The 21,695-nt window shown below is 72.1% G+C and carries 21 protein-coding genes; 19 read left to right on the top strand and 2 right to left on the bottom strand.

Going from position 1 to position 21,695, the window contains the following annotated elements; translation table 11 throughout:
* Positions 1-35: 35 nt before the first annotated feature.
* Positions 36-467, bottom strand: a complete 432-nt coding sequence (locus NIE111_RS22275) for a peptidoglycan-binding domain-containing protein (protein WP_238686226.1) — start codon at positions 465-467, stop codon at positions 36-38.
* 267 nt (positions 468-734) lie between these two features.
* Here NIE111_RS22275 and NIE111_RS22270 point away from each other — a divergent pair, with 267 nt between their 5' ends.
* The 14 genes from NIE111_RS22270 (at position 735) to NIE111_RS22205 (ending at position 17,163) form a co-directional block, all read left to right on the top strand.
* Entirely contained in the window at positions 735-1,565 is an 831-nt protein-coding gene (locus NIE111_RS22270) for a shikimate dehydrogenase (protein WP_266303006.1), read from the top strand.
* A 267-nt stretch (positions 1,566-1,832) separates the two neighbouring features.
* A complete protein-coding gene (locus NIE111_RS22265) occupies positions 1,833-3,539 on the top strand; it encodes a glycosyl hydrolase (protein WP_238686225.1) in 1,707 nt (568 codons plus the stop codon).
* 222 nt (positions 3,540-3,761) lie between these two features.
* Positions 3,762-5,699: a hypothetical protein gene (locus NIE111_RS22260; protein ID WP_238686224.1), complete on the top strand. Its 1,938-nt coding sequence runs from the start codon at positions 3,762-3,764 to the stop codon at positions 5,697-5,699.
* 128 nt (positions 5,700-5,827) lie between these two features.
* Positions 5,828-6,346, top strand: a complete 519-nt coding sequence (locus tag NIE111_RS22255; RefSeq protein ID WP_238686223.1) for an acyltransferase — start codon at positions 5,828-5,830, stop codon at positions 6,344-6,346.
* Complete coding sequence (locus tag NIE111_RS22250) at positions 6,339-7,937, top strand: lipopolysaccharide biosynthesis protein (RefSeq protein WP_238686222.1); 1,599 nt, start codon at positions 6,339-6,341, stop codon at positions 7,935-7,937. Before NIE111_RS22255 ends, NIE111_RS22250 begins: the two co-directional genes overlap by 8 nt.
* 68 nt (positions 7,938-8,005) lie before the next feature.
* Positions 8,006-9,298, top strand: coding sequence for an O-antigen ligase family protein (locus NIE111_RS22245; protein ID WP_238686230.1), 1,293 nt, complete (start codon positions 8,006-8,008; stop codon positions 9,296-9,298).
* Positions 9,295-10,932, top strand: coding sequence for a lipopolysaccharide biosynthesis protein (locus tag NIE111_RS22240; RefSeq protein WP_238686221.1), 1,638 nt, complete (start codon positions 9,295-9,297; stop codon positions 10,930-10,932). Before NIE111_RS22245 ends, NIE111_RS22240 begins: the two co-directional genes overlap by 4 nt.
* Positions 10,929-11,843, top strand: coding sequence for a sulfotransferase domain-containing protein (locus tag NIE111_RS22235; protein WP_372488388.1), 915 nt, complete (start codon positions 10,929-10,931; stop codon positions 11,841-11,843). Before NIE111_RS22240 ends, NIE111_RS22235 begins: the two co-directional genes overlap by 4 nt.
* Complete coding sequence (locus NIE111_RS22230; RefSeq protein ID WP_238686220.1) at positions 11,840-13,102, top strand: hypothetical protein; 1,263 nt, start codon at positions 11,840-11,842, stop codon at positions 13,100-13,102. Before NIE111_RS22235 ends, NIE111_RS22230 begins: the two co-directional genes overlap by 4 nt.
* A 214-nt stretch (positions 13,103-13,316) precedes the next feature.
* Positions 13,317-13,796, top strand: a complete 480-nt coding sequence (locus tag NIE111_RS22225; RefSeq protein ID WP_124821238.1) for a glycosyltransferase family 28 protein — start codon at positions 13,317-13,319, stop codon at positions 13,794-13,796.
* On the top strand, positions 13,793-14,467 hold the full coding sequence (locus NIE111_RS22220) for a glycosyltransferase (protein WP_238686219.1): 675 nt from the start codon (positions 13,793-13,795) through the stop codon (positions 14,465-14,467). The genes NIE111_RS22225 and NIE111_RS22220 overlap by 4 nt, the downstream gene beginning before the upstream one ends.
* On the top strand, positions 14,464-15,387 hold the full coding sequence (locus NIE111_RS22215) for a glycosyltransferase family 2 protein (RefSeq protein WP_238686218.1): 924 nt from the start codon (positions 14,464-14,466) through the stop codon (positions 15,385-15,387). The genes NIE111_RS22220 and NIE111_RS22215 overlap by 4 nt, the downstream gene beginning before the upstream one ends.
* Positions 15,388-15,481: 94 nt before the next feature.
* Complete coding sequence (gene aroC / locus NIE111_RS22210) at positions 15,482-16,660, top strand: chorismate synthase (RefSeq protein WP_091401884.1); 1,179 nt, start codon at positions 15,482-15,484, stop codon at positions 16,658-16,660.
* Entirely contained in the window at positions 16,660-17,163 is a 504-nt protein-coding gene (locus NIE111_RS22205; RefSeq protein ID WP_238686217.1) for a shikimate kinase, read from the top strand. Before aroC ends, NIE111_RS22205 begins: the two co-directional genes overlap by 1 nt.
* A gap of 104 nt (positions 17,164-17,267) precedes the next feature.
* Here the strand turns inward: NIE111_RS22205 and NIE111_RS22200 are convergent, their stop codons facing one another.
* On the bottom strand, positions 17,268-17,996 hold the full coding sequence (locus tag NIE111_RS22200) for an alpha/beta fold hydrolase (RefSeq protein WP_238686216.1): 729 nt from the start codon (positions 17,994-17,996) through the stop codon (positions 17,268-17,270).
* Positions 17,997-18,075: 79 nt separating this feature from the next.
* On the opposite strand from NIE111_RS22200, the gene NIE111_RS22195 reads away from it, so the two are divergent.
* The 5 genes from NIE111_RS22195 (at position 18,076) to nusB (ending at position 21,676) form a co-directional block, all read left to right on the top strand.
* Entirely contained in the window at positions 18,076-19,074 is a 999-nt protein-coding gene (locus NIE111_RS22195; RefSeq protein WP_238686215.1) for a helix-turn-helix transcriptional regulator, read from the top strand.
* A 10-nt stretch (positions 19,075-19,084) separates the two neighbouring features.
* Positions 19,085-20,164 (top strand): 3-dehydroquinate synthase, encoded by a 1,080-nt coding sequence (gene aroB, locus NIE111_RS22190; RefSeq protein WP_238686214.1) that lies wholly within the window; start codon positions 19,085-19,087, stop codon positions 20,162-20,164.
* Positions 20,161-20,586, top strand: coding sequence for a type II 3-dehydroquinate dehydratase (gene aroQ, locus NIE111_RS22185; RefSeq protein WP_238686213.1), 426 nt, complete (start codon positions 20,161-20,163; stop codon positions 20,584-20,586). The genes aroB and aroQ overlap by 4 nt, the downstream gene beginning before the upstream one ends.
* A gap of 98 nt (positions 20,587-20,684) precedes the next feature.
* Positions 20,685-21,242, top strand: coding sequence for an elongation factor P (gene efp, locus NIE111_RS22180; RefSeq protein WP_007458344.1), 558 nt, complete (start codon positions 20,685-20,687; stop codon positions 21,240-21,242).
* Between the two features lie 23 nt (positions 21,243-21,265).
* Positions 21,266-21,676 carry a transcription antitermination factor NusB gene (gene nusB, locus NIE111_RS22175; RefSeq protein WP_208641306.1) on the top strand — a complete coding sequence of 137 codons (411 nt, stop codon included), beginning with the start codon at positions 21,266-21,268 and terminating at the stop codon, positions 21,674-21,676.
* The last annotated feature ends 19 nt before the right edge of the window (positions 21,677-21,695 follow it).

The raw sequence follows: 21,695 nt of genomic DNA, 5'->3' as shown, positions 1-21,695 counted from the left end.
CGGTTCAGCGTTGACGCGCAATTACCGCGTCATTGTCAGTGACTGGTGCCGGTCCAGGTGCCGGTGCGCGGGTTGAGGAACGTCCACACGCCGTTGCTGTTCTGCTTGCGCAGACCGAACGTGCGGTTGTAGCCGTAGTAGAAGTACCCGGTCTGGGTGCTCGTGTCGAAGCCGGTGTTGCGGTTGACAGCGCCGTACGCCTTACCCCAGGTCTGCGGCCCGACCGACCCGTCGATGCCGACGTTCATCACGTCCTGCCAGGTCCTGGTCTTGGCAGCGGTGTTGGAGCCGAACTCGCCGTCGATGAAGCTCGTGCCGACGTTGCCGCTCAGGTCGTCGGCCCAGACGATGGCCTGCCAGAGCCGCACGATGTTGCCGCTCCGGACGCAGGAGCTGGACTGGCACAGCTGGTGGTTGTCGGACCAGCTGTTAGCTGCGGCGTCCGCCCGCGCGGGTGCGGCGGTCATCAGCGAAAGACTGAAAACCGCAGCAATCGCGATAAGGGCACGGAGAATGCTTTTGTTCAAGGTTTCCCCTTTTTCGATCGGCGCTTCCGTCCCCGGAATGCTTTCACCAACGTCGATGCGGGTCAAGCGATAGCCCGCTCGCCCGGGGTGGCCGCGGAGACGGTTCCTGGTGCCCGGGCCGGGGTGCTGGGTACTGTCGATTCCGACGTGCGCGGGAGGGCGGGGAAGTGATGTCGACAGTGATCGGGCCACCGGCCGCGACCGGCGGTGACCGTGTCGACCCGTAGGGCGGCGGTGCTGGGCAAGCCGATCGCGCACTCCCTCTCCCCGGTGATCCACACCGCCGGTTACGTCGCCGCTGGGCTGACCGGGTGGTCGTACACCCGCATCGAGTGCGCGGCGGCGGAGCTGCCGGATCTGGTCGCCGGCCTGGGCCCGGAGTGGGCCGGGTTGTCGGTGACCATGCCGGGCAAGGAGGCGGCGCTCGCCGTGGCCGACGCCGCGTCGCCGGTCGCCGCCGCCGTCGGCGCGGCCAACACGTTGGTACGCCGTCCGGACGGCTCCTGGTACGCGGACAACACCGACGTCGCCGGCATGGTGCGGGTGCTTACCGACGCCGGTGTGACCGCCGGTGCCGCCGTGACGGTGCTCGGCGCCGGCGGGACGGCCCGCGCCGCGCTCGCCGCCGCCGCGCAGCTCGCCTGCTCGGCGGTGACGGTGGTGGCCCGCCGACCCGAGGCGGTCGACGAGTTGCGCCCGGTGGCCGACGCGGTGGGTGTCGCCCTGACGCCCGCGCCGTGGGCCGACGCGCCCCGGCAGCTCGCCACCGCCGACGTGGTCGTCTCCACGGTGCCGAAGGGGGTCGCCGACCCGTTGGCCGGCGCGGTGGCCTGGCGGTCAGGCGCGGTGTTCTTCGACGCGCTCTACGACCCGTGGCCGACCCCGCTGGCGACGGCCGCCGACGCGGCCGGTTGCCGGATCGTCTCCGGCCTGGACCTGCTGCTGGCCCAGGCCGTCGGGCAGTTCGAGCAGTTCACCGGCGTCACCGCGCCGAGGGCGGCGATGGCCGCCGCGCTGACTGCCGCTCGCGCCGGCTGACGGACCGGTCAGGCGGTCCGGCCGGGGTCACCGATGGTCGCCACCCGTTCCGGAAGCGCTTGCGACGCGCCCGTTGACTCCGCGCGTGCTGCCCGGGCAAGGTGTGTGGCGGGCTTCGGTCGTGTCTGCGGCCAGAGGCCCTGTTTTCCCGGAGGCGGTTCCTTAGCTGATGGTTAAGACGCGCTTACGGAAAACTGTCCTACCTGCCACATGTCCTGGTCATCGATACGCTGCTCACCGTTACGGACGCAGACACAGGGAGTTTCCTTGACCAGGCACGGACTGCACCGCATCACCCGGTTCCGTTCTGGACCCCGGCGCAAGGCGATTGCCATCGGCGTGGTCGGCGGTTCGGTGGTGGCCGGCATCGTGGCGACCATGATGCCGCTGCTGGCCAGCGACGACCTGTCGATCCGGGCGGCGGCCGACACCACCGCCACCGCGGTGTCGCAGGACGGTGACAACGCGGCCAAGTCGACACTGGCCACCTGCGCGACGCGCTGCGACGGCAACCCGCGCGGTGGCCGCGAGGCGGTCATCGAGTTCGCGGTGACCACGGTGCCGTCCACAGCGGTCAACATCCGGGCGACGCTGCGGGTGCACGCCTGGCAGCAGTTCGCCGCCACGGTGACGGCGCACGCCTCGCCGCTGAGCGCCCGTGAGTCGCGGCCGCCGCTGACGTCGACCGGTGCCGCACTGGACAGCGTGACCAGCGTGTCCAAGGGCGTCAACGAGTGGGACGTCTCCAAGCTGGTCACCGGCAACGGCACCTGGACGGTCTCGTTGGCGCAGAGCGGCCTGGAGAGCCGGGTCTACTGGGCGTCGGTCGAGAACCGCAACCCGGACCTTCGACCCAGCCTGCTGATCAGCTACGACCTCGGGGCCCGGCCTTCGCCGGTGACGCCCACCCGGCCGGCGCCGCCGCCGTCTCCGAGCGCGTCGCCGACCACCGCCGCGCCGAAGCCGTCGCCGACCATCGCTCCGACCCGGACGGCGACCCCGAGCGCCAGCGGCACCCTCCCGTCCGGCAAGTGTGGCTCCGTCTCGGACAAGCTCGTCCCGTCCTGTGGCGCCTGGTGGGGCATGTACTCGCCCGCCGGGGCGGCCGGCGGCTGGGACCACGGCAAGGCCGTCACCGACGTGGAGACGCAGGTCGGGCGCAAGTTCGACATCGTGCACCGCTACCACGACTTCTCCAACGCCGGCAGCAACGGTGCCTTCCCCGACGTGTACGAGTCGCAGCAGATGCGCGAAGGCCGGTTGATGTTCTTCGCCTGGGAGTCGCGTGACTTCTCCGCCGGCACCACCCTCAAGTGGTCGGACGTCTACGGCGGCAAGCAGGACGACACCATCGACGCGGTAGCGGGCCGGATCCGCGCCGCCGGCGTGCCGGTCTTCATCGGCTTCGACCACGAGCCGGAGGACGAGCCGGCCAAGGGCAGCGACGCCGACTTCGTCCGGGCCTGGCGCTACGTCCACGAGCGGTTCGCCAACGCCGGCGCGACAAACGCGGTCTGGGTCTGGACGATGATGGGTTGGTCCGGGCACTACTCCCGGTACGCCGGCCTGTACCCCGGTGACCAGTACGTCGACTGGGTGGCCTACGACCCGTACAACTTCCACGTCTGCAACGGCAGCACCGTGTGGAAGAGCCCGAGCACGACGGTCGGTGGCTTCTACCGGTGGCTGGACGACAACGGGATCGGCGCGGGCAAGCCCCGGATGCTCGCCGAGTTCGGCACCAACTTCAACTCCGCCGACCTGGGTGCCAAGCAGCGCTGGTTCCAGGAGTTCCCGGCGGCGCTGAAGGCGCACCCGAAGATCAAGGCGGCGATCTACTTCAACTCGGCCGGTATGACCAGCCGCACGTCGACCTGCGACATGACGATGAACCACGACGCGTCGGCGGTGGCCGGCTTCGCACAGGCCGGACAGGACCCCTACCTGCGGCAACCCACCGGAGGTAAGCGCTGACGTTCGAAACGGGCTGACCGGACGGCGTTCGTCGGGGGGTCGGACATCCGATCCTCCGGCGTTCTGTCGGCTTGCGGATTCATGCACCGCCCAATCGGCGGATTTTGTTAACCAGGCTGGACGAGGCACGCTACCTCGGGTTCTCATCCAATCTGGAGGCGCAGCGTGCCCAAACTCTCGCACTTGTGGCGTTTTGCAGGACGACGTCGTACTCGGGCGGGGATGGTCGCGTTGGCGATCATCGCCGCAGCTCTGGGCGTGCCCACGACCGCGTCGGCCGCAGTGGTACCGGCCCCGGCCACGGCGACCCTGGTGTCGGCGAACCCCGCCGACGCGACCCCGCACGCCCGAGACGGTGAGACCCGTGCCTTCGCGCAGGTGGGCAACACGGTCTTCGTCGGCGGCAGCTTCACCCAGCTTCGGCAGACCGCCAGTTCCGCGTGGGTCACGCAGCGCTACCTCTTCGCGTACGACCGGACTACCGGCACCATGTCGACCACGTTCCTGCCGGTGCTCGACGGCGCGGTCAACACGCTTCTCGCCGGCCCCGGCGGCACGCTGATCGTCGGCGGCACCTTCAAGAACGTCAACGGCGTCTCCCGGAAGAACCTGGTGGCGCTCAACCCGTCGACCGGCGCGATCATCGACAGCTGGGTCGGGCGTTCCGACGGCGGCACGGTCCGTGACCTGGCGCTGCACGGCAACTGGCTGTACGTGGCCGGTGCGTTCAACTGGCTCAACGGCACCGCGCACGCCGGTCTGGGCCGGCTCAACGCGACCACCGGCGCGATCGACCCGAGCTTCAGCATCGACGCCACGGTGGGACGGCACGGCACCACGTCGTACGTCTGGACCATCGACGTCGCGCCGGACGGCGGCACCCTGGTCGTCGGCGGCAACTTCACGCTCGTCAACGACCTGCCGCGCAACCAGATGGCGTTGGTGGACGTCTCCGGGACTCCCACGCTGCTCGACTGGAGCACCGAAAAGTTCGTCGCGCCGTGCGCCTCGCCGACGACCTTCGTGCACTACGTGCAGGACGTGAAGTTCGGTGGCGACGGCAGCTGGTTCGTGGTCGGCACCAACGGCGGCGCCGGCTGGCCGGCCGCGTACTGCGACGCCCTGGTGCGCTTCGAGACCGCCGCGCGGGGCTCTGGCCTGCTCGCCACCTGGGTCGACTACACCGGTAACGACACCATCACCTCGGTGGAGGTGGCGGACAACGTCATCTACCTGGGCGGGCACTTCCGGTGGGTCAACAACCCGAACGCCAGCGACAACGCCGGCCCGGGCGCTGTCGACCGGCTCGGCATCGCCGCCGTCACTCCGGCGACCGGCATGCCGGTGAACTGGAACCCGCGCCGTAGCGGCAGCGCCTCGATGCCGTCGGGCACCAGCAACTGGGGTTCGTCGGTGCCGGTGCTCTGGCGCGGCTCGGACGGCCTCTACTTCGGGCACAACTCCGATGGCATGGGCGAGGAGTACCACGGCCGGCTGGGCATGTTCCCGCTCGCCGGTGGACGCACCTTCACCCCGAAGAACCCGCCGTCGGCCACCACCGGCAACCTCTACCTCGGCACCGCCTCGGGCACCGTGGCGAAGGTGCCGTTCGACGGCACCGCGCTGGGCACCGCGACCAGTGTCAGCCAGCCCGCGTACACGGCGGCCGGCGCGACCTGGCGGGTGGACGACCGGATCTACTGGTCGCACTCGGTGGCCGGCACGCCCACCGGCAGTCGGATCGACATCTCGCTCTTCAACGGCGGCGCGATCGGCTCGCCGTGGGAGGCGTCCGGCTACAACGACTGGTACAACCCGGCGTTGCTGACCGGCGCCTTCTTCCTCGACGGCCGGCTCTACTACACCCGTACCGGGGCGAACGGCCTCTACTACCGCTACTTCGAGATCGACGGCAACTACCTGGGCGCCACCGAGTTCGCCCTGCCGACGACGGGAGTGACCTGGTCGACGGTGCGGGGCATGGCCTGGGTGGGCGGCCGGATCGTCTACGGCGCCACCGACGGCGCGCTGCGGAGTGTGCCGTTCGACCCGACTGCCGCGCCGAGCGCGGCGGTCGACGGCACCACGGCGACGGTCATCAGCAGCGCAACGCCCGAGTTGTCCTGGTCTACCCCATCGACGTTCTTCTCCGTACAGTAAGGGTCAACCGTTCGTAACGGAGCATCGGTAGATTGTTCACGTTGGGCCGGTGGCGGTACCCACCGCCGCCGGCCCGCGACGGTGGGGGAGGATCGTTGCTCGGCGCCGCTGGCATCCGAACGAGACGCGTGGTGCGTCTGGTCTTCGCGGTCAAACGCGGCTGGTATCAGCTCCGTTACCGACAGTTGACGCTCGGTCGGGACGTGGAGATCCGTGGCCGAATCCGGTTGCGGCGCGGTGTGCGGGTGACCATCGGTGACCGCACCCGCCTGAACAAACTCGTCCGCTTCGCCGGCCCCGGCGAGGTGCGCGTCGGCGCGGACTGTCTGCTCAACGCCACCTGGATCGGCACCTGGACGTCGGTCACCGTGGGGGACCGGTGCCTCCTGTCGGACTGCGAGTTGCTCGACAACGACTTCCACAACCTGCCCCCCGAGCAGCGGCACGCACCGCCCGGCCCGCTCACCCGTGCCCCGATCGTTCTCGAGGACAACGTCTGGGTCGGTGCTCACGCCCTGGTCCTGAAGGGCGTGCGGGTCGGTCGGGACAGCGTCGTCGGCGCGGCGACGGTGGTCCGCACCGACGTACCACCCGGCGTCGTGGTCGTCGGTAATCCTCAACAGACGGTGAAGAAGTTCCATGACTGATGCAGCGCCCGCCCCCTGGCCCACGGACGGCCCGTCCTCCGGCACCTCGCGTGCCGTGACACTGACCGACCTGCTGCGGGTGCCGATGCACCGGTTGCGGTTGGTGGCGGCGGTCGCCATGGTCGGTCTGCTCGCCGCGCTCGGCTACGTGCTGCTGGTGCCGGCGGCGCTGTCGGCGAGCGCCGTGGTAGCGGTCCGGCCGGTGGTGACCGACGCCTTCACCCCCAGCGGCGCGGGCGCCGACCGCGCTGTCAACATGAACGTGGAGAGCGGCATCGCCACCGGCACCGAGGTGGTGCAGCGCCTCGCCGACTCGGCCGGCGGCGACCCCCGTGACATCCGTGACGCGCTCGAGGTCGAGGTGCCCACCGGTGGGCAGATCCTGCGCTTCACCTACCAGGCGCGCGAGTCACAGCGGGCCGTGCAGAGCGCCAACATGGCCGCCGAGGCCTACCTGAGCGTGCGCAGGGCCATGTACGAGCAGCAGCGCGCCGAGATGCTGCGCTCCTACGACGCCAGCATCACCAAGGTCGCCGCCCAGCAGACCGCGTTGCAGAAGCGGGCGAACACCGCCAAGGACACCGCCGCCGGTGACGCGCTGGTGGCCGAGCTGGCCGGCATCAACAACCAGCTCACCCAGCTCAACGCCGCCCGTACCGAGATCGCGGCTGTCGACGTCAACCCCGGCTGGGTCACCCAGACCGCCGAGAAGGCGCTGGTCACCTCCGCCGGGCACCGGCCGCTCTACCTGGTCGCCGGCCTGCTCGGTGGCGCGCTGATCGGCATCGTGCTCGCGTACCTCTGGGAGTCGACCGACCGGCGGGTCCGCTCGGTCGCCGACGGCCGGGAGGCCTCCGGCCTTCCACTGCTCGGCACCGTACGCCGGCCGGGGTTCCGGGGTAGCCCCCGGGCCGTCGACGCCGACGTCCGGTACGTGGCGATGGCGGTCGCCGAGCGGGTCCGGCAGCCGGCCCGGGTGGCGCTGGTCACCGCCCGGGAGGACGCCACAGTGCTCACCGCCGGGCTCGCCGTGGCGCTCGCCGTGGACGGCCGGGAGGTCTTCGTCGCCGACGACAGCGGACGGATCGAACGGCTACGGGCCATCGTTCTCGCCGACCGGGGACGGCTGCCCATCGACCCGTCCCGGCCGCTGGTGCCCAAGCCCCGGCCGGCAGGCAGCACACCGGCCACCGCTGCCACCACGGAGAGCACACCCGCCCGTCGGCCCTCCCCGCACCCGCCCGGCGCCCGCCCGTCGACCGACCCCGACGCCACCCTGACGCTGCCGAGGGTGTCGTCCGCCCGCCCGGAGAACAGTCGCGTCGTCACCCCCGACGAGGTTGTCGTGGGTGTGGGCACTGTCCGGTTCGGCACCTGGCGGCAGGGCGCGGACCACGGCCTGGTCCTGTTCAACGCCCCGCCGGCCGAGTCCGACGAGCGTGGCGTGGCAGTGGCCCGGCAGGGCAGCGCGGTGGTGGTCGTGGAGCGCGACCGCACCCGGCAGAGTGACCTGCGACGCCTGGTGGAGCGGCTGCGCGCCGCCGGCGTCACCCCGCTGGGCTTCGTGCTCACCCGAAACGGTCGGGCCTGAGCGTGTCGGTGACCCGCGCCCCGGCGACCGAACCACCACCCGGAGGCGCTCCGCAGGAGGTCGCTCCGGTGCCGCCGTCCGCGCCGCCGCAACTGCCGCTCTGGCCGCTGTCGATGATGTTCGGCCTGGTGCCGCTCTGGTGGCTGTTCGGTGCGTTCTACCTCGGCTGGCCGCTGCTGGGTGCGCTGCTGTTCGCGTTGCTGCTCACCCGGGGGCGCGTGCCACTGCCGCCGGCGGCCGGCATCTGGCTGCTCTTCCTCGCCATCGTGGTGGTCAGCGCCACCCAGTTGTCGTCGCCCGCCTCGCTGCTCACGTTCGCCCTGCGGCTGGCCTTCTACCTGACCGCGCTGGTGGTCGGTGTCTACGTCTACGCGGCCGCCCGGGAACGCGCCAGCCTGGTTGCGGTGCTCACCCCGCTCTGCGCGTTCTGGTTCGGGCTGGTGGCGCTGGGCTGGCTCGGGGTGCTGATGCCCCGGCTGGCCATGACGACCCCGATGGAGGTGCTGCTGCCGGGCGGGGTGGCCGGCACCCCGTTCATCCAGGACATGGTGCACCTCACCACCGCTGAGTACAGCGCCCGCTCGCTCAACCCGATCTATCGGCCGGCCGCGCCGTTCGCGTACACCAACAACTACGGCAGCGCGTACGCGATGACCCTGCCCTGCGTGGTGGCCTTCGCGATGCTGCGCCGGCAGGGGCTGCTGCGCTGGGCGCTGCTGGCGTCGCTGCCGCTGTCGCTGGCGCCGGCGTTCCTCACCCTCAACCGGGCGATGTTCCTCAGCCTCGGCGCCGGGCTGGCGGTGCTCGGGGTGCGGGCCAGCCTGCGCGGCAACGTCCGGGTGGCCGCGTCCATCGTCGGGGTGGTGGTGATCGGCGGGTTGGCCACGCTGTTCATCCCGATCACCGAGCTGATCAGCAGGCGGGTCGACTCCAGCGACACCAACACCGACCGCCTCTCGCTCTACACCGAGGTGATCCGCCGCGTGCAGGAGTCGCCCTGGTTGGGCTACGGCGCTCCGGTGAACGTCGACACCGTGTCGGCGGCCGCGCCGATCGGCACCCAGGGGCAGCTGTGGATGGTGCTGTTCAGCCACGGCGTACCCGCGCTCATCTGTTTCCTGGCGTGGTTCGTCGCCGCGGCGGTGATCTGCGCGCGGGCGACGTCGGCGGCCGGGCAGTGGCTGGCGGTGGTGCCGGTGGTCTGCCTCGTGCAGGTCCCGTTCTACGGCATGGCCAACCAGAATCTCGCTGTCGCGTTCTTCGCTGTCGCCTTCGCGATGGCGCTCACCGAACGCGAACGGCTGACCCGGTTGGCCGGGGCGTCGCCGACGCCCGCGCGGACCGCGCCGGTGCCCGCGTGACCGCCGCGACCCGACCGTCGGCCGGTGCCGACGAGGGCCGGCCCACGTCCACTCCTGCCGAGGATCAGGCCGCGCCGTCGGCCGCCGAGGACAGCGGCTCGGCCGAGACCCGCCGCAGCGCGCGCAGCGGCGTGGCCGGGCTGCTCGGCGCGGCCACCAGCGGTTTGTTCGGGTTCGTGCTGGCGGTCGTGATCACCCGAAGCTACGGTCCGGCCGGCGCTGGCGCGTTCTTCGCCGCGATCGGGGTCGTCACGGTGGCCACCGCGATCTGCACGCTCGGCGCGGAGACCGGTCTGATGTGGGCGTTGCCCCGCCGCCGCGCCGGTGTGCGCGGTGACGCCGCCCGGGTGCTCCCGGTGGCGCTGATCCCGCCGCTGGTGACCGGGCTGTTGGTCGCCGGTGCGGGCGTGCTGGCCGCCGACGCCCTCGCGCCCCGGCTGCTGGGCGGCTCCGGCGCGAGCGGGGACGCCCTGCTCACCGTCACGTTCGCCGCGGTGCCGGTGGTGGTCGCGATGACCCTGCTGCTGGCCACGCTGCGCTGCGTGCGGCCCATCCGGGCGTACGTCGGGGTGCAGTTCCTGCTCCTGCCTGTCGCCCGCCCGGTGCTGGTCGGCGCGGCCGCCCTGGCGGGTGGTGGTCTGCTCGCCGGGATGACCGGCTGGTTGGTGCCGGCGGCGTTGGCGCTGCTGGCCTGTCTCACCCTCGTCGCCGGCCCGCTCGGGCTGGGCCGGGGGGCGACGCTGCGTCCGCAGCGCGCCGACTGGTCCACGTTCTGGCGCTTCGCGCTGCCCCGGGCCGCCTCGGCGGCCATCGACGCCGGCAGCATGTGGGTGGGTGTGCTGCTCACCTCGGTGCTGGCCGGGCCGGCGGACGCCGGTGTGTTCGGCGCCGTCGGCCGGTACGTGCTGGCCGGTCAGTTGGCCATGCAGGGGCTGCGGGTGGCGGTGTCGCCGCAGCTGTCCCGGCTGCTCGGGCGCGGCGAGCGGGCCGCGGCGGCGGCCGTGCACCGACAGTTGACCACCTGGGGGCTGGTGCTGTCCTGGCCGGTGTACCTGCTGCTGGCGGTCTTCGCGCTGGCCTTCCTCCAACTGTTCGGACCGGAGTTCACCGCTGGTGTGCCGGCGATGACTGTGCTGGCGCTGGCGATGCTGGTCAACACCGGGGTGGGCAACGTGCAGAGCCTGCTCCTGATGGGCGGGCGCAGCGGTCTGCACCTGGTCGCCACAGTTGCCGGGTTGACGGTGACCGTCTCGCTGGGTCTCTGGCTGATCCCCCACTATGGCGCGACGGGAGCGGCGGTGGCCTGGGCGGCCGGCATCGCCACCGAGAACCTCACCGCCGCGGGGTTCGCCCGGTCGGTGGTTCGGGAGCCGCTGTTCGACGCCGCGATGGTGCGTGCCGCGGCGGCCACGATCGCCGGCGTGGGCCTGGCCGCCGGGGCCGGCGTGCTGGTGGGCGGTCGCGGCCTGCCCGGCCTCGCGGTGGCGCTTGCGGTGCTGCTGACCGGCTGCGTCGGCATGTTGACGTTGCCCCGGGTGCGCGCCGGCATCCGGGGGACCATGAGGCAGATCCGTGGAGGGGACAGCGCGGCCACGGCCGCCGAGCCCACCCCGGCATCGACGAGAGGTAGGTGAGGTTCGTCGTGGTGTCCATCCGTAACCGGGTCAAGCAGTTGGTTCCGACCCAGGTGACCACCCGGGTGAAGGAGTCGCTCGTCGACTACGGCGTTCGCACCAGCGACCGCCGGCCGCTGCCGGACTTCCTGATCATCGGGACCAAACGGGGTGGCACCACCTCCCTGTGGAACTACCTCATCCAGCACCCGTTGGTGCCCCGGCTCTTTCCCGCGTGGAACACCAAGTCGGCGCACTACTTCGAGGAGCACTGGGGCCGCGGCGAAGCCTGGTACCGGTCGCATTTCCCGACCGATCGGCAGCGCGAGGCCCTGGCCAAGCGGCACGGTGGGCCGGTCCGGGTCGGTGAGGCCGCCCCGCTGTACATGTTCCATCCGCTCGCCGCGCAGCGGGTCGCCACGCTGATGCCGTCGGTGAAGCTCATCGTGCTGCTGCGGGACCCGGTGGAGCGGGCGTACTCGCACTGGAAGGAACGCCGCACGCACGGCATCGAACCACTGGACTTCGCCGCCGCGCTGGCGGCCGAGCCGGAACGCACGGCGGGGGAGCGGGAGCGGTTGATCGCCGAGCCGGAGTCGTTCAGCGAGCCGTACGACTGGTACACGTACCGGGCCCGGGGGCGTTACCTGGAGCACCTGGAGCCGTGGTTGGAGCGCTTCGCCCGGGAGCAGATCCTCTTCCTGCCCAGCGAGGACCTGTACCGCGACTCGCGGGCGACCTACCGACGGACCTTGGACTTCCTCGGTCTGCCGGCGTACGACCTGCCCAACTTCAAGGTCTACAACGATCGGCGCTCGGCACCGCTGGAGCCGAGCGTGCGCGCTGAGCTGACCGACTACTACCGGCCGTACAACGACGCGTTGCGTCACCGGCTCGGGCTGGACCTCGACTGGGCGGACCGGGCCGCGTGACGACCCGGGTGGGCCCGGCCGCCGACCCGCGTTCACGGGTGGACGGCCTGGGTTGGGTGAGCCGCGCGGTCTTCCCGGACGACCGGGTCGGTCTGACAGTGGACGGCGCCCCGCCTGCCGGTCACCGGGCGGTGGCCCGGTACGCGGTGGTGCCGTCGGTCGCCCGGGCCCGGTTCCTGGTGCCGTTGGGCGCGCCCCGGGCCGGGGCGGCGTCCCTGTTGGCGTACAACGCCCTGCGGCCACCGAAGGTGCGCGCGCTGCGGGCGGTGCTCGGTGGGCTGGCCCGGTTCGGTCGGGTGGGGCTCGCGCCCTTTCCGACGCTGACCGTCTCGGTGCCGGCCGGGGTGCCGGCCGCGGAGTTGCTGCTGAGCGAGCGGCTCTCCGCCGACCTGGGTGACACGCCGCTGCTGGCCGCGTTCGGGGTCCGCCCGCCCGACCCGAACGGCAAGCCCACACTGCAACTCTTCAGTGCCGACGGGCGTCCGCGCGGCTACGCGAAGATCGGCTGGAACGACGCGACCCGTGCGCTGGTCAGCGCGGAGGCGGCGGCGCTGCGGGCGTTGCGCGAGGTGGTCGGCGTCGCCGACCACCCGACGCCGCCGCGGCTGCTCACCGAGACGTCGTGGGCCGGCCAGGTGGTCGCGGTGATCGAGCCGTTGCCCCCGGCGGTACGCGGTGTGCCGGTGGACGACCCGCCCCGGATCGCGGCGCTGCTCGCGGTCGCCCGGCGGGGCGGCCCGGCGGGCACACCTCGACCGCTGGTCGACTCGACCTTCCTGCGCCGGCTGGCCGATCAGGCCGGCCGGGCCGCCGCGACCGAGCCGGCCGGTGCGCGGGCGGTCGCCGCGGTTTCGGCGTTGGCCCGCCGGCATGGCGACACCAGCGTCGAGTTCGGTCACTGGCATGGTGACTGGGTGCCGTGGAACCTGGGCTGGCACGCCGGCCGGTTGGTCGCCTGGGACTGGGAGCACAGCGGGCCGGACGTGCCGGTCGGCTTCGACCTGGCGCACGACGCGTTCCAGCGGGCCCTCGTCCTGCGTGGGGAGCCGGCCGACGCCGCAGCCTCGGCAGTGGACGGATATCTGAGCCGGCACGGTGAGCGGCTCGGCCTCGACGCCGCGCAGCGCCGGCTCGTCGCCGACGCGTACCTGGTGGAGATGTGGTTGCGGACGTGGCGGCTGGCCGACGCGGGCGCGGGCTGGAACGGCGCCCTGCATCCCGCACTCTTGGACGTCATCGAGAAAAGACATAGCGGCTGATCTGGAGGAATCGCGGCGACGACGGTGCGCCGCAGAGTGACGACATAATCGCAGGTGGTGATGACGATCGATGGACCTCGGACGTTCGGTGTACCGCACCGCCCGCTGTGGAGATCGTCATCTCGGCCGGTCGCGCTATTCAACGACCGGGGATCGTGTGATCTGCTTCTGCCTGGCGTGAACTGAAATTCCAAGCGAACTTGTGGGGAGTCGCGTGGACACGAACAACGACGACAGCGGGGCGCCGGTGCTGCTGCTGGTCGGCTCCAGCGGCGGCCATCTGGCCCAACTACTGGCCCTGCGGCCCTGGTACGAACAGTGGCGGCGCTGCTGGGTCACCTTCGACACCCCGGAGGCGGTGTCACTGCTGGCCGGCGAGGACCTGGTACCGGCGCACCACCCGACCACCCGCAACGTGCCGAACCTGCTGCGCAACGCGCTGCTGGCCTGGCGGGTGCTGCGGGCGCGGCGGGTAGCCGCCGTGGTCACCACCGGTGCCGGTGTGGCGGTGCCGTTCGTGGTGCTGGCCCGGCTGCGGCGCATCCCAACCGTCTACATCGAGGTGTACGACCGGATCGACACCCCGACGTTGACCGCTCGGCTCTGCCGGCCTTTCCTGTCCGCGATGCTCGTGCAGTGGGACGAGCAGCGCCGGCAGTATCCCGAGGCGACAGTCGTCGGGACGCTGCTGTGACGGGGGAGACGGGCACCGCCCGGCGTCCGCAACCCCGGCCGGACACCGAGGCGGCCCGCCTGCCGCGCCAGCGCGACAGCTCGGCCGTCGCCCAGCTCCGGCTACTGGTCGCGGTGGGCACCGACAAGCACCCTTTCGACAGGCTCGTCGACTGGTTGGCGCAATGGCACGCGCATGCCTCCGGCCCGATCGGGCTGACCATGCAGCACGGGCATACCGCAGCGCCCCAGCTGAGCGGCGCGGTGCCGTTCCTCGGCCACGACGCGTTGCAACAGGCGATGATCGATGCGGACCTGGTGGTCTGCCACGGTGGCCCGGCGACCATCCTGGAGGCCCGCCGGCACGGCCACCTGCCCATCGTGGTGCCCCGCGATCCGGCTCGCGGTGAGCACGTCGACAACCACCAGCTCCTCTTCGCCCGTCGGCTCGGCGCCGCCGGGCTGGTGGCGCTCTGCGAGACCCGGGAGGCCCTGCACGACGCGTTGGCCGCCGGGGTGGCCGACCCGTCCCGGTACGCGGTGGCCGCCGACCCGGAGGCACACGAGGCACGACGGGCGGCGGTGGCCCGGGTCGGGCAGATCGTCGACGACCTGGTGGCCCGTTCGACCCCGCGCCCACCCCGGTGGCGGGCCTGGTCCCGGCCGCGCCCGGGTACGAAGGAGATTCGATGACCCAGCAGCCGACCGTCAGCGTCGTGGTGCCCACCCGGGACCGCCCCGAGCTGCTGCGGGCCGCGGTGCGCGCGATCCTGGCACAGGACTACCCGGCCCTGATCGAGGTCGTCGTGGTGTTCGACCAGTCCGCGCCGGACGAGTCGCTGACCGAGCTGGGGAGCGGCCCGGCCCGCGTGGTGCGGGTGATCCGCAACGCGCGTACCCCCGGGTTGGCCGGTGCGCGCAACAGCGGCACCCTCGCGGCGGAGGGCGAGCTGGTCGCGTTCTGCGACGACGACGACGAGTGGCTGCCCGGCAAGCTGGCCGCCCAGGTCGACGCGCTGGCCGGCGACCCGGCCGCCGAGTTCGTCTGCTGCGGCATCCGGGTCAACTACGACGGGCACACCGTCGACCGGGTGCTCGACAAGGACCGGATCACCCTGGACGACCTGCTTCGCGACCGGATGACGGAGCTGCACCCGTCGACCTTCCTGATCCGCGCCACCGCGTTGCGCAACGGGTTCGGGCTGGTCGACGAGGAGATCCCGGGCAGCTACGCGGAGGACTACGAGTTCCTGCTGCGGGCCGCGCGCAGCGCGCCGCTGATCAACCTGCGGACGCCGTCGGTGCTGGTCCGCTGGCACAAGCGCTCGTACTTCGCGCAGCGTTGGGACACCATCTCGGAGGCGTTGCAGTGGTTGCTGCGGCGCTACCCGGAGTTCGCCAGTCAACCGGCCGGCGAGGCCCGGGTGGCTGGGCAGATCGCGTTCGCCCAGGCCGCCTCCGGCGACCGCCGGGGCGCACTGCGCTGGGCCCGGCGCACCCTGCGGAGCAACCCCCGCGAGCCGCGCGCCTACCTGGCCCTCGCCGTCGCCGGTCGGGTGGTCCGGGCCGACGCGGTGCTGCGCACCCTGCACAAGCGCGGTCGGGGGATCTGAGCCGCCGCCCGCGTGAGCGGGCGGCGGCGTCCGCTGGGCGGGACGCGACGGGGAGCGCGCCGCGGCGGTGGCCCGCCGTGACAGACTGACCGCTGTGTTGCGCTGGCTGACTGCAGGTGAATCGCACGGTCCCGCCCTCGTCGCGATGTTGGAGGGGGTGCCGGCCGGCATCGAGGTGACCACCACCGAGATCGCCGACGAGCTGGCCCGTCGACGGCTGGGCTACGGGCGGGGTGCCCGGATGTCGTTCGAGCGCGACGAGGTCGAGCTGCTCGGCGGCCTGCGGCACGGCGTGACCCTGGGCAGCCCGGTGGCGATCCGGGTCGGCAACTCCGAGTGGCCGAAGTGGCAGACCGTGATGGCCGCCGACCCGGTCGACCCCGACGAGCTGGCCCGGCAGGCCCGCAACGCCCCGCTGACCCGCCCCCGGCCCGGCCACGCGGACCTGGCCGGCATGCAGAAGTACGGCCACACCGACGCTCGGCCGATCCTGGAGCGCGCCAGCGCCCGGGAAACCGCCGCGCGGGTGGCCGTCGGCACTGTCGCCAAGGCGCTGATCCGTCAGGCGCTCGGTATCGAGATCGTCTCGCACGTCGTCGAGCTGGGCCCGGTGGCCGCGAAGCCCGGCCTGCGTCCCACGCCGTCCGACACGGCCCGGATCGACGCCGACCCGCTGCGCTGCCTCGACCCGGAGGCCAGCGCCCTGATGGTCGCCGAGGTCGATGCCGCGAAGAAGGCCGCCGACACCCTCGGGGGTGTGGTCGAGGTGCTGGCGTACGGGGTGCCACCGGGGCTGGGCAGCCACGTGCAGTGGGACCGCAAGCTCGACGCCCGGCTGGCCACCGCGCTGATGTCCATTCAGGCGATCAAGGGCGTGGAGATCGGCGACGGCTGGCAGCAGGCCCGCTCGCGCGGCTCGGAGGCGCACGACGAGATCATCCCGTCGGCCACCGGCGTCCGCCGGGTCACCGACCGGGCCGGCGGCCTGGAGGGTGGCATCACCACCGGTGAGCCGCTGCGGGTCCGCGCCGCCATGAAGCCGATCTCCTCGCTGAACCGGGCGCTGGCCACCGTGGACGTCACCACGGGCGAGCCGGCCACCGCGATCAACCAGCGCTCCGACGTCTGCGCGGTGCCCGCCGCGGCGGTGGTCGCCGAGGCGATGGTGGCGCTGGTGCTGGCCGAGGCGGCCACCGAGAAGTTCGGTGGAGACTCGATCGCCGAGATCCGCCGCAACCTGGCCGGGTACCTCGACGCGTTGGTCATCCGCTGATGGCACCGGTCGTCGTGCTGGTCGGCGCGCCCGGGTGCGGCAAGACCACCGTCGGGCGGGCGCTCGCCGCCACGCTCGGGGTGGAGTTCCGCGACACCGACACCGACATCGAGCAGATGGCCGGGAAGCCGATCCCGGAGATCTTCATCGACGAGGGTGAGGCCCACTTCCGTACCTTGGAACGGGCCGCCGTGGCCGCGGCGCTGGCCGGCGGCACGGGCGTGCTCGCCCTCGGCGGCGGCGCGGTGCTGGCCGAGGAGACCCGGGCGGCCCTGATCGGGCACCGGGTGGTGCACCTCTCGGTCGAGCTGCCCGACGCGGTGCGGCGGGTCGGGCTCGGCGCCGGCCGGCCGCTGCTGGCGATCAACCCACGGGCCACCCTCAAGCACCTGCTGGACCAGCGCAAGCCGCTCTACGCCGAGGTCGCCACCGAGACGGTGGTCACCGATGGCCGGGCCCCAGCGCAGGTCGTCGCCGACGTCGCCGCTCTGCTTCCGCGCTGACGCGGACCTGTCGCGCCGATCTTGCACTTACCGTGCCGACGTAGGGGGCGTTTCCCCCCATCTCGGCAACCGGAACCGCAAGATCGGCGCAGAGGGGGTGGTCCTCAGCTGCGGGCGATCAGGTCGAGGACGTCGGCCAGAGCCTTCGGCTCGCTGAGCATCGGCCAGTGCCCGGTGGGCAGCTCATGCAGCTGGCCGTCGGCCAGGCCGGTGAAGAACGGATGCTCCTGTTGGATCATCTGCCGCACCACGTCGAGCGGGAACGTGCTGGCGACCAGCGCGGTCGGCACCGGGCGCCCACCGGTGCGTCGGACCGGGTCGGTGGCGGCCCGTAGCGGCTGCGGGGTGGCCCGGGTACGCAGCAGCGCGAGCGTCGGCTCGTCCAGGCCGGCCAGGTTGGTCGGGTCGGCGGCCGGATCCCAGGCCGGCGGCGGCAGCAGGTGTCCGGTGCCGATCGCGGCCCGCAGCCGCTGCTGCTCCTCCGGCGGCAGCGTGTCGAACTGCGCCGTGCCGTCCGGCAACGGCCCGCTCTCCACGTAGACGATCCGGGCGATCCGGTCCGGGATGCGGTCCACCGCCTGGGCCGCCGGCATCCCCCCGCCGGAGTGACCGACCAGCAGTACGTCGCGCAGGTCCTCGACCTCGATCAGTCGGACGATGTCGGTGGTGTGCGTGTCCAGGCTGACCTCCGGCCCGGCGAGATGGTCGCGTTCGCCCACCCCGGTCAGCGTCATCGGATAGACCTCGTGCCCCTGCGACCGCAGCGCGACGGTCACGTCCCGCCACGCCCAGGCACCCAGCCAGAATCCCGGCACCAGCACGAATGTCGCCATCTGTGGCTCCTTCTCTCGGCTACCGACAGACCGTACGATCTATTCCGGACAGGATCCGCCCGGTTTTGAGGAGTGGCCCGTGTCACATCCCGCAGGACGGGTGCTGGCCCTGCTCGAACTGCTGCAGACCCGGCACCGGTCGACGGCCGCCGAACTCGCCGGCCGCCTCGGTGTGGACGAGCGGACCGTGCGCCGGTACGCCACCACGCTTGTCGAACTGGGCATCCCCGTCACCGCCGACCGGGGCCGATACGGCGGCTACCGGCTGCACTCCGGCTACAAGCTGCCCCCGCTGATGCTCACCGACGACGAGGCGGTGGCCGTGCTGCTCGGCCTCGTCGTCGCCGAACGGGTCGGGCTCGCCACCGAACAGCCCGCCACCGCCACCGCCCTGGCGAAGATCCGCCGGGTGCTGCCGGCGGCGCTCGCCGACCGGCTCGCCGCCGTCCAGGAGCACCTGGGCTTCACCCTGCGTCGTCCGGAGCCGGAACGCGGACCGGCGTCGGGCACCCTGCTCGCGCTGGCCTCGGCCACCCGGCACCGACAGCGGGTGGCGCTGGACTACCGCTCCTGGCGCGGCGAGCAGTCGCACCGCGAGCTCGACCCGTACGGGCTGGTCTTCCACTCCGGCCGTTGGTATGTCACCGGCCACGACCACCGACGCGGCGAGATCCGCACCTTCCGACTGGACCGGATCGGCACGGTGACGCCCGGCGCGGCGACGTTCACAGTGCCGGACGGCTTCGAGGCGGTGGCCTGGGTGACCCGGTCGCTGGCCGGCGTGCCGTACACGCACGAGGTGGAGGTCGTGCTGGAGACCGACCTGGTCGCCGCCCGCCGCCGCATCCCGCCCAGCGTCGCCGAGTTGACCGCCACCACCGACGGGGTGCTCCTGCGGGCCCGAGCGGAGAGCCTGCCCGGGATGGCGGCGCTCCTCGCCGGACTGGGGTGTCCGTTCACAGTGCGGCATCCGGACGCGCTGCGCGCCGCGGTGGCCGAACACGCCCGCCGGTTGGCGGACTGGGCCGCTCGGCCAGCAGGTGGACAGCCGCCCTCGCCGCGCCGCCCGCTGGACTAGGCTGCCGGCGATGGACGAGGTGACCCGAATTCCGGTCGGCGGCGAGCGGCCGTACGACGTCTTGGTGGGACGTGACCTGCTGGGTGCGCTGCCCGGCCTGCTGCCCGGCGCGACCCGGGTCGCGGTGTTGCACGCGCCTCCGCTCAAGGCCCTCGCGGACGCGCTCGGCGAACGCCTGCGAGCCGACGGCGTCGAGCCACTGGCGATCGAGGTGCCCGACGCCGAGTCGGGAAAGCACATCGAGGTGGCCGCCTCCTGCTGGGACCGGCTCGGAGCGGCCGGCTTCACCCGTACCGACGCGGTGGTCGGGGTGGGCGGCGGCGCGGTGACCGACCTGGCCGGCTTCGTCGCGGCCTGCTGGTTGCGGGGGGTGCGCTGGGTGCCGGTGGCGACCTCGCTGCTGGGCATGGTCGACGCCGCGGTGGGCGGCAAGACGGGCATCAACACGGCCGCCGGCAAGAACCTGGTGGGCGCGTTCCACCCGCCGGTCGGGGTGTTGGCCGACCTGGCCACTCTGGACAGCCTGCCCGCTGTCGACCTGGCGGCCGGGCTGGCCGAGGTCGTCAAGTGCGGTTTCATCGCCGACCCGACGATCCTGCATCTCATCGAGGACGACCCGGAGGCCGCCACCGACCCCCGAGGCCCGGTGAGCCGGGAGCTGATCGAGCGGGCCATCCGGGTCAAGGCCGACGTGGTCGCCGGCGACCTGCGCGAGTCGGGCCTGCGGGAGGTGCTCAACTACGGGCACACCCTGGCCCACGCCATCGAGCAGAACGAGGGCTACCGCTGGCGGCACGGCCACGCCGTCGCCGTCGGTCTGGTGTACGCGGCCACCCTCGCCCGGCTCGCCGGGCGGCTGGACGCGCCGACCGCCGACCGACACCGGGTCACACTGAGCGCGCTGGGCCTGCCGGTGAGCTACCCGGCCGACGCCTGGCCGCAGCTGTTGGCCGCGATGCGGGTGGACAAGAAGACCCGGGGCAGTCGGCTGCGCTTCGTGGTGCTCGACGGGCTGGCCCGCCCGGCGATGTTGGAGGGCCCCGACGACGCGTTGCTGGAGGCCGCCTACCGCGAGGTGGCAACCGCGTGAAGGTCTACGTCCTGAACGGGCCGAACCTGGGCCGGCTGGGCACCCGCGAGCCCGATGTGTACGGCGCGACCAGCTACGCGGACCTGGTGGCGCTCTGCGAGAGCACCGGTCGGGAGCTGGGGCTGGCGGTGACGGTCCGGCAGACCGACGCGGAGCACGAGCTGCTCGGCTGGCTGCACACGGCGGCCGACGAGGGCGCCGCTGTCGTGCTCAACCCGGCCGCCTGGTCGCACTACTCGTACGCGGTGCGGGACGCCTGCGCCATGCTGCGGGGGCCGCTGCTGGAGGTGCACATCTCCAACATCCACACCCGTGAGGAATTCCGGCACCACTCGGTGGTCTCGGCGGTGGCGACCGGGGTGATCTGCGGTCTCGGTATCGACGGCTATCGTCTCGCTCTGCAGCATCTGGCCACCCGCTGAGGGCCCACCGACCGGGCGCTCCGAACGGGGGACCGTCCGATTCGACGCAGCTTGTAGACTTGCCAGGTCTGTCCGCCAATTGATGATCAAGGCAGGAAATGGCCTCCACCAACGACCTCAAAAACGGCCTGGTACTCAACCTGGACGGCGAGCTCTGGGCCGTCGTCGAGTTCCAGCACGTCAAGCCCGGTAAGGGTGGTGCCTTCGTGCGCACCACGCTGAAGAACGTGCTGTCCGGGAAGGTGGTCGACAAGACCTTCAACGCGGGCACCAAGGTCGAAACCGCGACCGTTGACAAGCGCACGATGCAGTACCTGTACGCCGACGGTGAGGACTTCGTCTTCATGGATCTGGAGACCTTCGACCAGATCACCGTGCCCGGTGGCACCGTCGGTGAGGCAGCCAACTACCTGCTGCCCGAGGCGGAGGCGACAGTCGCCCAGCACGAGGGTGTGCCGCTCTACATCGAGCTGCCCACCAGCGTCGTGCTGGAGGTCACCTACACCGAGCCGGGCCTGCAGGGCGACCGTTCGACCGGCGGCACCAAGCCGGCGACAGTGGAGACCGGCGCCACAGTGCCGGTTCCGCTGTTCATCACCACCGGCGAGAAGATCAAGGTCGACACCCGCGACGGCCGTTACCTCGGCCGCGCCTGATGGCTGAGGGTTCCAAGCAGCAGATGCCGGCGCGCCGCAAGGCGCGCAAGCGGGCGCTGGATGTCCTTTACGAGGCCGACCTTCGGGACAAGCCTCCGGTGGAGGTGCTCGCCGGCTACGTGCAGCGCATCGAGCAGCCCCGACCGGAGCATCTCGGCTACGCGGTGGGCCTGGTCGAAGGGGTTGCCGAGCACCTCGACCGGATCGACGAGCTGATCGCCAGCTACGCCGAGGGTTGGACGCTGGAGCGGATGCCGGTCGTCGACCGTAATCTGGCCCGGATCGCCGTCTACGAGTTGCTCTACGTCGACGAGATCGACGACGCGGTGGCGATCAGCGAGGCAGTGGAGCTGGCTCGGCAGATGTCGACTGACGATTCGCCGCGCTTCCTCAACGGGGTGCTCGGCCGGATCGCCGAGTACGCCACCCGCTGAGCGTCCCACCGAACACCGC

The organism is Micromonospora hortensis, from assembly GCF_022230935.1.
GTDB lineage: Bacteria > Actinomycetota > Actinomycetes > Mycobacteriales > Micromonosporaceae > Micromonospora > Micromonospora hortensis.
The sequence above is the reverse complement of the archived record's forward strand: the minus strand, read 5'-3'. Positions and strand labels throughout refer to the sequence as shown.

Excerpts from the sequence above, each read along its gene's own strand:
- NIE111_RS22275 (WP_238686226.1), bottom strand. The coding sequence starts at position 467 with ATGACCGCCGCACCCGCGCGGGCGGACGCCGCAGCTAACAGCTGGTCC.
- NIE111_RS22260 (WP_238686224.1), top strand. The coding sequence starts at position 3,762 with ATGGTCGCGTTGGCGATCATCGCCGCAGCTCTGGGCGTGCCCACGACC.
- NIE111_RS22250 (WP_238686222.1), top strand. The coding sequence starts at position 6,339 with ATGACTGATGCAGCGCCCGCCCCCTGGCCCACGGACGGCCCGTCCTCC.
- NIE111_RS22215 (WP_238686218.1), top strand. The coding sequence starts at position 14,464 with ATGACCCAGCAGCCGACCGTCAGCGTCGTGGTGCCCACCCGGGACCGC.
- NIE111_RS22205 (WP_238686217.1), top strand. The coding sequence starts at position 16,660 with ATGGCACCGGTCGTCGTGCTGGTCGGCGCGCCCGGGTGCGGCAAGACC.
- NIE111_RS22200 (WP_238686216.1), bottom strand. The coding sequence starts at position 17,996 with ATGGCGACATTCGTGCTGGTGCCGGGATTCTGGCTGGGTGCCTGGGCG.
- aroB (WP_238686214.1), top strand. The coding sequence starts at position 19,085 with ATGGACGAGGTGACCCGAATTCCGGTCGGCGGCGAGCGGCCGTACGAC.
- efp (WP_007458344.1), top strand. The coding sequence starts at position 20,685 with ATGGCCTCCACCAACGACCTCAAAAACGGCCTGGTACTCAACCTGGAC.
- nusB (WP_208641306.1), top strand. The coding sequence starts at position 21,266 with ATGCCGGCGCGCCGCAAGGCGCGCAAGCGGGCGCTGGATGTCCTTTAC.